This is a genomic window from Paraburkholderia ferrariae NBRC 106233 (assembly GCF_000685035.1).
In the GTDB taxonomy this organism is placed as follows: domain Bacteria; phylum Pseudomonadota; class Gammaproteobacteria; order Burkholderiales; family Burkholderiaceae; genus Paraburkholderia; species Paraburkholderia ferrariae.
In genome coordinates, this window is sequence record NZ_BAYB01000041.1 from 1 (window position 1) to 9,241 (window position 9,241).

The window sequence follows — 9,241 nt, forward strand, 5'->3', positions numbered from 1 at the left end:
AGGGGTTAGAGCTTGCTGACATCCACCTCAAGCGCACGGCAATCCTTCGCCGTCACCACGCCGACCAGATCAGCCTTGCGGATCGTCACGCGATCAGTCCAGCGGCCCGAGTTGGCACGCCACTTCCTGACCACATAGCCATCGCCGCTGTAGCCCAGGAACAGGCACACCTGCTGGCCGCCCTTCCATCCATACCGGCACCAGTACAGCTTGCCGTGCTTCGGGTTCAGCTCCATAGCCAGCTCAGCTTAGCCCCTGGTCAGCCGCCACACATCCAGCAGCTCGGCCTCTGTGAAGCGGGTCACACGGCAGCAGTAGGCCACCAGCTCGTCACGGCACTGGCCATCGGGCAGCGCATCCCAATAGGCGCGAGCGCGCGAAGCGCAGAGCGAGCGGCCCTCGGCGTGCTCGAAGTTGCAGCCCTCGGAAATGATCTGCTGGAGATAGCTTGCCAGGGGCACCGCCTTGGCCAGCTCGTTCTTGAAGGCGTCCAGCCCGTGCGCGCGCACGAAGGAATCCGGGTCATGCTCGGCGGGCAGGAACAGGAATTCGATGCGGTTGGCGTCCACGGCGAACGGCAGCACGGTGGCCAGCGCGGCGGCGGCCGCGCGCCGACCAGCGGCGTCACCGTCGAACGAGAACACCAGGCGGGTCGCGCGCGTCAGCAGCGCGCCGATCTGGTCAGCGGTGCAGGCCGTGCCCAGCGAGCCGACCACGGGCAGGAAACCGGCCTGGGCGAGCGAAACCACGTCCAGGTAGCCCTCCACCACCAGGGCCATGTCCTCGGCCTCGATGGCGGCCTGGGCCTCGTAGAGCCCATAAAGCAGCTCGCGCTTCTTGAAGGTCGGGCCTTCCGGGGAATTCATGTACTTCGGCGCAGTGTCCGACTCCACCAGGATGCGGCCGCCGAAGCCGCGAATCTGCCCGGACACGTCGCGGATGGGGAACATGATGCGATCACGGAAGCGGTCGAAGCGGCGCGGCTGCTCGCCGTCCTTGAAGACCTGGAGGCCGGAGGCCTCGATGGTCGCCAGGTCGTGCTGCGCCAGGATGGCGTCCAGCTCGTGCCAGCCAGGCGCGGCGAAGCCGATGCCGTAGCGGGCAGCGCCGGCCCCGGTGATGCCGCGCTTGCGCAGGTAGGCCACGGCGCGCGGGGCTTCGCGCAGTGTGGCGCGGTAGTGGGCTGCTGCGTCGTCCAGCAGCGCGCGCACGCGGCTTTGCTGGTCGGCCGGGGTGTGGGTGGTGTCGTTCATGTTCTTGTCCCTGTCGTCTCGTTGTGCGGCCGCGTCAGCGGCCCGCGCTCTTGTTCTCTTGCGGCTTCACGCTGCCGTCCCGGTTGTACTCCACCCGCCGATTGCCCTCATTGAGCGCGGCGTCCAGCTCGATGGCATCCAGCATGACATCCGGCACGCTCAAGCCCAGCGCCTCCAGCTTGGCCAGAAACGGGTCAAGGCACGGCGGCAGGCCGCCGAACTGGATCAGCTCGGGGTCATCGAGGTTGGAATAGATGTACTTGCCTCGGTTCTGGCCGTCCTCGATCACCATGAAGAAGCCTTGAAGCGGGCGATCCCAGCCCATCATGATGGTGGCCGGCTTGCCCTGGTGCTCGGTCGGGTAGTAGTGCTGCGTCATAGCATCCTCACTTTTCGGGGTTGGCGGCAAGGCCGCGAGGCTTCTTGAAGCCACGGGCGCGCAGCACGTCAGCCGCGACCGTGGCCTGGTCTTTGTTGAACACGTCCGCCACGAGGCAGACCGTCACGAGGCCGTCCACCTGGTCGAAGGCCTCGGCCCAGCTCATGGATGCCGGCGTGTCGCCGGCTCCATCGTTGTGGGCGATCCAGTGGATGGCGTCCTGGTAGCTGGCCATGTCGATCAGTCCAGCAGCGTGCGGATGGCCACCAGATCGGCATCGCGCAGCTTGCGGTGCGCGGCCGTGGTGATGAGGCAGGAGAACACGTCGCAGCCCAGGCGCTTGGCCTCCAGCCATTCGGCCGGGGTGCGGTGCTCCACCTTGCGCGGGAAGATGCGCAACTCGCGCAGGCGCTCGCGCGCGATCTTGTCGTCTTCCAGCTTCCAGCAAAGGCTGTAGGTGCCGGCGAAGTTGAATTCGCTGTGGAACAGGCGTTCGGGGGCCTGCTCGCCCATTTCGGGGTAGTAGGCGGGGCCGTGCGGGACGATGGCTTGCGCTTGCATGGCGGTGGCTCCGATCAGAGGAAGACAGTGCGGCCGACGTGATCGGCGAAGGTCTGGCTGGCCAGGTCGGCGGTCTGCCACGCTTCACCGTCGAACACCTCCAGCGCGCCGGCCTTCACGCGGGCACCGAAGAAGCGACCGGACAAGACACCCTCGCGGGCATAGAAGCCGGCGTTGTAGCGCTGGCAGTGGGCCTTCAGGCGGCGAGCTGCGCGGGTCGGAGTGGTGGCGGTTTGCATGTCTGTCTTCCCTCTCAATCAATGCCTTTATTCTACTCGCTAAAGGGTTGACCGTCAACCCTTTTTCGCTCCCCATTTAGGGGGTCTTGTCACTGAAGGAATGGGCATCGGCGAGGTTGGCGCGGTAGTAGTCCAGACAGGCCTCGAAGCCCAGCGCTAGGCGCTCGGCGTACTGGCGGCGGTGGTCGCCCTTGAGGATGTAGAAGCGCTCCATCTGGCCCAGGACAAGGGCAGTCGTCTCGCAGCCATAGATGGCCGTGTCGTGGTCGTTGTGGCTCACGTAGAAGCCAGCTCCGTCCATCGTCGTGTTCGGGATGGCCAGGGACATCGGGCCGCTGGCCGTGTCGATGGTGGCGTATCGCATCGGTGCGCTCCTGGTGGTCAGTTGAGGTAGCCGCTCAGGTCGAGGCGGTTGGTGTCGTGCATGTGGAGCATCGACAGCAGATAGGTCGGATCGGCAGGCCACTTGCAGCCCTGCCAATAGGCCTTCAATGCTGTGCGGATCGGCTCCGGGTAGGTGGCCAGTCGGCGGCGTGCTTCGCGCCACTTGTCGGCTTGGTGTTGGCGGTCTGCGGCCATGCGCCTGTCCCAGCACTCGCGGCGGCCAGCCATTTCCTCATCGACCGGCGTTTGCTCGGCGGCCACCTGGTCGGCGAACAGCGGCAGGGCGTCTCGCTCGGCCTGGAGCTTGCGCCGGTAGGCCGCACGCTTGCGCCCGGTGTCGTTGAACTCGTAGCGGCCGAAGGGCTTGAATCGCATCGCAGGCCTCCAGCTCAGAACAGGCAGGCCTGGCGGTCGGCGTAGCTCAGCCAGCGCTCGAAGGCTCCGGGGGCCGTGCAGTAGTCGCGCACGGCATCAAGGAAGTTTTCGCGGCGGGCACGCTCCACCACATCGGCGATGACCAGCTCGGAGTCGCCCATTTCAAAGCAGGTATCCCATTGCCGTTCGCCCAGGCCTTCCCAGCCCTCGTCCCACAGCGTGTAGTGCGTCACGTCGCTCACAAGCCCGTGGATCAGGGCGAGGCAGACGAACTCCACGCGATAGCGGCGCTCCTTGCCCAGCTTCCCGCAGAGGCGGTGCAGCTTGTCGATGATGGCGCGCTGCTCGGCGCTGCGTGTGCGGCGGATCGTCATGGCGGGGCCTCAGTGCTTGGAACGGTCGGAGAACGGGCGGAAGCAGCAGGCGCAGCGGGCAATGCCGTCCTCGGCCTGCATTTCCAGCGTGGCGGCCGTCGCGCGGCACAGGCGCTGGAACGGCTCCAAGGTGCTGCGGTCGGCTTCCTCGCGCCAGTGGCGAGCTGCGGCCAGCAGGCCGGCGCGGCGTTCCTCGGCGTAGGCCTCCACCCACTTGGCTCGCGCTTCGTCTTGGCTGTTGCCGTAGACGATCACGCCCAGGGCTTCACAGCGCCAGGCGTAGGCCAGGCCGTTCTCGCTCGGCGCGGTGCGGAACTCGGGCACCGGCAGGCTGGCCAGCCCGGCGATCTTCAAGACGGTTTCGGTGTTGATGGTCATGGTTGGCTTCCTCAGATCAGCTTGCCGGACAGGCCTTTGGTGACGTGGTGCGAGAAAATGACGCTCGGGGTGAAAGCCGGCGCAAACCAGGTCGAGCCACCTTGCTCCGAGACGAAAATCCAGCCGCCGTGCTGGGCGCGGTGAGCCTTGGCGGCGTCCGTAGACTGGAAGCCAGCGAACTGCATTTCATCGGTCTTGGGGGCATTCATCGGGCGGCATCCTCATCGCTTAATCAATAGGGATATTCTACCCGCAAAAGGGTTGACCGTCAACCTTTTTGAGCAGAAAAACAACCCTTTTTTGTTGAAATAAAACGGTTGACTTTTGCCGCTGAAAATTGCACCGGAACCAAGAGCCGGGGCGGGTTTGGGGCCGGAACAGGCCCCAAGGTCTTGGCGGCCACAGGCCGCCTTGCAGCGTCCAGCGGAGCGCGTGCCTACCCTTGAGATTTGCACCGTCTACCTGTCGCCGTGGGCACGGTGCCTGGAGGCCTGGCGCGGTCAAGGGAGCCACCGGAAGCCGCACGCGGAGCGCAGCCGCAGGCGAGCACCGAACGGGTGAGGATGGCAGCGCAGCGGCCCTTGACCGGAGAAGCCAGGCCGTAGGGCATCCTGACCACGAATTGCGACAGGGGGACGGGGCAAATCGGCGCGCGGAGCGGGTCAGTCCACCGAACCCATCCAGGGCATGACTTCAGACTTTCGCGCGCGAAAGTCCAAAATCGGCCGTTTCGCACGCGAAAGGACGCCCATGAACCTCCAGCACCTGATGGCACTGTCACCCTGGCGCAGCCAGTGGGTGACAAAGCGCGTATCCCGCACGGCCGTGCATCGCTCGGGCTTGGTGGCCAGCATCGGCCCGCAAGGGCTCGTGCTGGACAACCAGCAGCAGGTCGATGGCCAGCGCTGGCAGCTCGATGCCTTGCGCGATCAGGCCGACCAGCTCTGGCGCGAAGGCCGCATGTAGGCAAGCGGCAGCGCGCAGCGCCCGTCAGGGCGCGGAGGCGTGAGGGATGGAAGCCCGCAGGGTCGAGACACGCGCAGCGGGGCTCGATTCACGACAGCCCGACCCCGAAGGGGGCACGCCCAGGATCGGCTACGCCGGCTCCAGCTCCTGCGGCTTGGCGCTCACCCAGCGGATCACCTGCACCGGGCTCAGCCCATCACCGCTGCGAGCGTCCAGCGCGTTGTCAGCACCCCGCAGCGCGTCCGACATGGCCAGGAAAGCCTCGCGCTGGCCACGGCGCACCCGGAATTGCGCGTCCACCACGTTGTTCACCCGTGCCCACTGGTTCCAGGCGAACGAACGGCCCAGGCCCACGGTCGTGTTGCTGCTCGGGAAACTGTCAGCGTTGCGCACCAGGTCTTCCCAGCTTGCGCCGAACTCCACTTCATCGAAGCGGCTATGCCGCCCGGTCAGCGCGACACGCTCCAGGTGCAGCGCCTTTTCCAGCAGTCTCGGATGCTCGGCGGCCAGCCAGAACAGCTCCCACGGCTTCGAGGCTGGGCAGAAGAAGCACGCCGACTTGATCGGCACCATGTGCGCGCCCAGCTCGGTGGCAATCGCGCTCACGCAGTCGCGGCGAGTCCAGCCGATGATCTGGAGCGGATAGAGGTAGTCGAAATCCGCATCAGACGGCTTCAGGGCCTGGGAGCGGCGCAAATCTGCCTTGCCGCAGTCATAGCCGATCAGCTTCACGATGCGCTGGCCAGTGGCTTGGGCGTCCAGCCAGACCGGATGCGGATCGCGCTTGTTGGGGCCGCGCTTGGCCCCCTTGATGAACTGGTCTTGAGGGTCTTGCTTCCACTTGATCGAGCAGCTTTTCAGGCCAAAGGCCAGGCTCGGCAGGGTCTCGTTCTTGAGGCAGTTGCCGTAGAGGTCGGTGTAGTGTAGCCCGTCGAGGCCATCGGCACCTTGCGGCACACCGACACCTCGGGCCATCCCCAGGTGCGCAGCACCTCATTCATGCGCGTGACGTGTCGCAGCGTCTCGGGTTTTTCGCCGCCCGTGTCGGCGAACGTGATGACGTGCGGCCGCAGGCCGGCCGCGCGCAGCGCGACGATCATGGCCGTCGAGTCCACGCCGGAGCCGAAGCACAGGACGATGAGGCGACCGGCGAGCGCGTCCACCAGCGCGCAGCGCTGCCAGTCTTGCAGCACGCCCGAAGTGTGGGCTGCCTTGCTGCCGGCCGCAGGCCGGTGCCGCATGAGGGCGTCCACGGGCGGCGTCATGCGGCGGCCAGCAAAGCATCAAGGAAATCCGCGGCCACCACGGGGCAGACGGCATTGCCCAGCAGGTGCATGGCTTCGGCGTGGTTGTCGGGCAGGATGTAGCCGCGTTGGAAGCCCATCGCGGCCTTGGCCTCGGGGACAGCCAGCATCCGCATCTGGTCGCCCTGGATGACGGCCCAGCGGTCGCGCGTCGGGATGGTGCCTATCGGGCGCTCGATGCTGCGCCCGGTGCGGCCGCTCCCGCTGGAGTAGTACGGCGCGAGGAAGCGATGGCCGAAGGCCGCGCGGCCGGCCTCGATGCGGCGGATCGTGTTGGGACTGCGCCTGGCGGTATTGATCGGCGTCCAGGGGTGCGCGTCCCATTCGAGCACGTCCGCGATGGGGACATGCGGCCGACGCGGCAAGCGCAGCTTCAGCGGCCGGCGCGAGCGGGTGCAGACGATGAACAGGCGTTCGCGGTTCTGCGGCACGCCATGATCGGCGGCATCGACCAGGTGCGGGGAGACGGAATAGCCCAGGCGGCGCAGCGCGTCCTTCCATGCGGGGAACAGCACCCACTTTTCAAAGGCCGGGACGTTCTCCACCAGCAGGATCGGGCTGCGGTGGTATTCGGCGCAAGCCACCACGGCCCAGGCCGTGCTGCGCAGCGCGTCGTGGTGCGGCCGTTCCTTGCCTCGTGCCGGGCTGTGGCCCTGGCAGGCGGGGGACGCCAGCACGATGTCGTGCGGCGGCACCACGCGCCAGTCGGCTTGCTGGAGGTCTTGGCACTGGTGCCAGGTGGTCGGGTGGTTTGCCTCGTGGTACTGCACGGCGAGCGGCCAGTGGTTGGCCGCCCATGCGACCATCACCCCGGCCATGCGGGCACCTTCGGAAGAGCCACCGGCCCCTGCAAAGAGGTCGATGGCCGTCATGTTGGCGGCCATGTGCTCGATCACTCCGCCAGATAGCTCGCCAGGGCGTCCTCGTCCCCGTCCAGCAGCTCGGCCAGCACCGTGGTGCGTTCCTTGCGGGCCAGGGCGTCGCGCAGCGGCGTGGCCTTCACGCAGCACGGGCAGCGGGTGAACGACAGCACCGAGTCCGTGGCGAACTCCCAGCCGGCCGCGCGGGCAGCTTCGCGGATGCGGTCGGTGGGGCCACTGAAGCGGCCGGTTTCCAGGATGTCCTTCAGCTCCAGCGCCGACAGACCCCACTCGTGCGGCTCGTCATGGCGCATGTGGTAGGCCTCCCAGGGCTCACCGCAGTTCGGGCAGTTGATGTCCATTTCTTTCCCCTTTCATCACGTCGATCAATGGGGAAATTGTACCCTTAAATGGGTTGACCGTCAACCCTTTTAAGGTGGACAGTCAACCCTTTATAGGGGTCGCGGCGGGGGACTCTGGGGACTTTCGCGCGCGAAAGTTAGGCCCCGGCTGCGAGTGCCATGACGATCTGCCGGCACAGCTCAGCATCGGCTCGCGCCCGATGGCGTGGCCCGGTGGGCAAGCTGGCCCCTGCCAGGCTTGCAGCGGTTCGCAGGTTCGGCCAGCGTCCATCGTTGAGGTCAGTCAGAAGGGCCATCGTGCAGTCGGCCCGGAAGGTGGGCACATCAAGGCCGTGCAGCGTGCAGGTCTGCCGCATCATCCGGTTGTCGAAGTCGGCGTTGTGCGCGATGACCAGGCGATCAGCCACGATGCTGGCGACCTGTTGGCCAACGTCGCGCCAGGTAGGCGCGTGCATCACATCCTGCTCGGTAATGCCGTTGACGGCCGTTGCCTCGGCCTGGATTGGCCCCAGCGGCTTGACCAGCGTATCCAGAAGGACGGCACCAGCGGCGTCCAGGATGGCGATCTCGATGATTTCGGCGCTGGCGTCCAAGCCTGTCGTTTCCGTGTCCAGGAACAGCGGCGCGTTCTGGAGCCAAGCAGCGGCGCAGCCACAAACCGCGCGCCTTTCGTGCTCCCATTCCTCGCGCTCGGCTTGCCTCGCGCAGTCGCCGCACAGGCCGGCGCGATCCAGAAGCTGACTGTCAATGCGGGTGCCGCATTCGGCGCACGGCGACGTGCCGACCAGCGCACGGCCAGCCGCAAGCGCGGCCAGTTGCTCCGGCGTGGCCTCCCTGCGCGGCCGCATCGGAACGGCCTCGGCGGGCTCGTAGAGCGTCACGTAGGCGTGGCCCTGCCAGTAGTAGCCGGCTGCACGTTGATGCGTGGCCAGCTTCAGCCGCTGCTGCTTCAGCTCGGTCTTCGTCAGCAGGTGTGCCGGCGCAGCGGCGCGGTTCTTGTACTTCATGCGCGCTCCCTTCTTTGGGTCAGACGTGAGGGACGCCCATCAGCTCCAGGACGATCAGAAACAGGACGGTGACGATGGCGATCACCACGCTGCCGCTGACGATGTGAAACCAGTCTCGCAGGCTGGGCATACAGGACAGCAGGCACTGCCAAGCCAGGATCATCAGCAGCGGGCTAATCAAGGCGCTCGGCGGGGCGAGGCAGGACAGCAGGAACAGCCAGGCGGCCAGCGGGATCAACAGCAGCGGGGCGAGCCCTACGGGCACCTCGTTCCACCAGCGCAGGCGCGCGAACTCCACGCGGCCGTAGATCAGGCGGCCCGCCACCGTGCGGTATGGGCGGATCGACAGGGACACCGGCTTGGCACCCAGCAGCCAGCCGACCAGGTAGTGCAGCAGCTCATGGGCGAAAGTGCCCGGCAATCGCGCCACCACGTAGATCATGGGCACGCGGCGCAGGAAGCGAAAGACCAAGCCGATGGCCACGAACAGAAGGGCATGGCCAGCGGTGACGCCAGGGATCAGCTCGGCACCCATGAGGCCCCTCACTTTCCGCTGTCTGGCTTCTTGTTGAAGCCCCGGATCGTCGCCTCTTGGCTGGCGACCTGCGAGCGCAGCGTATCCGCCTCTCCTGAAGCCCTGGCCAGCGCGTTGCTGGCTTCCTTGGCTTCGCGGCGAGCCTCGTCAAGCTCGCGCTCCAGACGTTGCTTGCCGTCTTCCAGCTTCCCGATCACTTCGATGGATCGCTGCTTTTGTTCCTTCAGCGAGGCCTCCAGACCGCTTGCGTTCTGTTGGGCTCGT

19 protein-coding genes are annotated in these 9,241 nt (G+C 66.6%); 1 reads left to right on the forward strand and 18 read right to left on the reverse strand.

The genetic code is table 11. The annotated features are described in order from the left end of the window. Positions 1-5: 5 nt before the first annotated feature. The 11 genes from BFE01S_RS31775 to BFE01S_RS31825 all read right to left on the reverse strand — a co-directional run bounded on the left by BFE01S_RS31775 (position 6) and on the right by BFE01S_RS31825 (position 4,152). The gene (locus BFE01S_RS31775) at positions 6-236 is read right to left on the reverse strand and encodes a hypothetical protein (RefSeq protein WP_028228977.1); all 231 of its coding nucleotides are present in this window, start codon (positions 234-236) and stop codon (positions 6-8) included. A gap of 12 nt (positions 237-248) precedes the next feature. Beyond that, a complete protein-coding gene (locus BFE01S_RS40960; RefSeq protein WP_052421039.1) occupies positions 249-1,253 on the reverse strand; it encodes a toprim domain-containing protein in 1,005 nt (334 codons plus the stop codon). Between the two features lie 34 nt (positions 1,254-1,287). Further along, positions 1,288-1,632 carry a hypothetical protein gene (locus tag BFE01S_RS40965; RefSeq protein ID WP_042339242.1) on the reverse strand — a complete coding sequence of 115 codons (345 nt, stop codon included), beginning with the start codon at positions 1,630-1,632 and terminating at the stop codon, positions 1,288-1,290. A 7-nt stretch (positions 1,633-1,639) separates the two neighbouring features. Beyond that, a complete protein-coding gene (locus BFE01S_RS31790; protein WP_028228978.1) occupies positions 1,640-1,867 on the reverse strand; it encodes a hypothetical protein in 228 nt (75 codons plus the stop codon). A gap of 5 nt (positions 1,868-1,872) precedes the next feature. Next, positions 1,873-2,193 carry a hypothetical protein gene (locus BFE01S_RS31795; protein WP_028228979.1) on the reverse strand — a complete coding sequence of 107 codons (321 nt, stop codon included), beginning with the start codon at positions 2,191-2,193 and terminating at the stop codon, positions 1,873-1,875. 14 nt (positions 2,194-2,207) lie between these two features. Further along, positions 2,208-2,432 carry a hypothetical protein gene (locus tag BFE01S_RS31800; RefSeq protein ID WP_028228980.1) on the reverse strand — a complete coding sequence of 75 codons (225 nt, stop codon included), beginning with the start codon at positions 2,430-2,432 and terminating at the stop codon, positions 2,208-2,210. 76 nt (positions 2,433-2,508) lie between these two features. Next, on the reverse strand, positions 2,509-2,796 hold the full coding sequence (locus BFE01S_RS31805; protein ID WP_028228981.1) for a hypothetical protein: 288 nt from the start codon (positions 2,794-2,796) through the stop codon (positions 2,509-2,511). A gap of 17 nt (positions 2,797-2,813) precedes the next feature. Continuing rightward, positions 2,814-3,191, reverse strand: a complete 378-nt coding sequence (locus BFE01S_RS31810; protein WP_028228982.1) for a hypothetical protein — start codon at positions 3,189-3,191, stop codon at positions 2,814-2,816. Between the two features lie 14 nt (positions 3,192-3,205). Beyond that, positions 3,206-3,565, reverse strand: coding sequence for a hypothetical protein (locus BFE01S_RS40970; RefSeq protein WP_052421040.1), 360 nt, complete (start codon positions 3,563-3,565; stop codon positions 3,206-3,208). A gap of 9 nt (positions 3,566-3,574) precedes the next feature. Next, entirely contained in the window at positions 3,575-3,943 is a 369-nt protein-coding gene (locus BFE01S_RS31820; protein WP_028228983.1) for a hypothetical protein, read from the reverse strand. A gap of 11 nt (positions 3,944-3,954) precedes the next feature. Beyond that, entirely contained in the window at positions 3,955-4,152 is a 198-nt protein-coding gene (locus BFE01S_RS31825) for a hypothetical protein (RefSeq protein ID WP_028228984.1), read from the reverse strand. 541 nt (positions 4,153-4,693) lie between these two features. Between BFE01S_RS31825 and BFE01S_RS31830 the strand changes: the two genes are divergently transcribed. Further along, complete coding sequence (locus tag BFE01S_RS31830) at positions 4,694-4,909, forward strand: hypothetical protein (protein WP_028228985.1); 216 nt, start codon at positions 4,694-4,696, stop codon at positions 4,907-4,909. A 129-nt stretch (positions 4,910-5,038) separates the two neighbouring features. Here BFE01S_RS31830 and BFE01S_RS42120 read toward each other — a convergent pair whose 3' ends face one another. The 7 genes from BFE01S_RS42120 to BFE01S_RS45225 all read right to left on the reverse strand — a co-directional run. Beyond that, positions 5,039-5,866, reverse strand: a complete 828-nt coding sequence (locus BFE01S_RS42120) for a hypothetical protein (RefSeq protein WP_052421041.1) — start codon at positions 5,864-5,866, stop codon at positions 5,039-5,041. Further along, positions 5,767-6,174 carry an adenine nucleotide alpha hydrolase family protein gene (locus BFE01S_RS45220; RefSeq protein WP_169742688.1) on the reverse strand — a complete coding sequence of 136 codons (408 nt, stop codon included), beginning with the start codon at positions 6,172-6,174 and terminating at the stop codon, positions 5,767-5,769. The genes BFE01S_RS42120 and BFE01S_RS45220 overlap by 100 nt, the downstream gene beginning before the upstream one ends. After that, positions 6,171-7,097 carry a DNA cytosine methyltransferase gene (locus BFE01S_RS31840; protein ID WP_245621247.1) on the reverse strand — a complete coding sequence of 309 codons (927 nt, stop codon included), beginning with the start codon at positions 7,095-7,097 and terminating at the stop codon, positions 6,171-6,173. Before BFE01S_RS31840 ends, BFE01S_RS45220 begins: the two co-directional genes overlap by 4 nt. Before the next feature lie 8 nt (positions 7,098-7,105). After that, positions 7,106-7,435 carry a hypothetical protein gene (locus BFE01S_RS31845; protein WP_028228987.1) on the reverse strand — a complete coding sequence of 110 codons (330 nt, stop codon included), beginning with the start codon at positions 7,433-7,435 and terminating at the stop codon, positions 7,106-7,108. Positions 7,436-7,572: 137 nt separating this feature from the next. After that, a complete protein-coding gene (locus tag BFE01S_RS31850; RefSeq protein WP_028228988.1) occupies positions 7,573-8,442 on the reverse strand; it encodes a 3'-5' exonuclease in 870 nt (289 codons plus the stop codon). Between the two features lie 19 nt (positions 8,443-8,461). Continuing rightward, complete coding sequence (locus BFE01S_RS31855; protein ID WP_042339246.1) at positions 8,462-8,977, reverse strand: hypothetical protein; 516 nt, start codon at positions 8,975-8,977, stop codon at positions 8,462-8,464. 8 nt (positions 8,978-8,985) lie between these two features. After that, a partial coding sequence (locus BFE01S_RS45225) for a hypothetical protein (RefSeq protein ID WP_028228990.1) occupies positions 8,986-9,241 on the reverse strand: 256 nt, incomplete at its 5' end.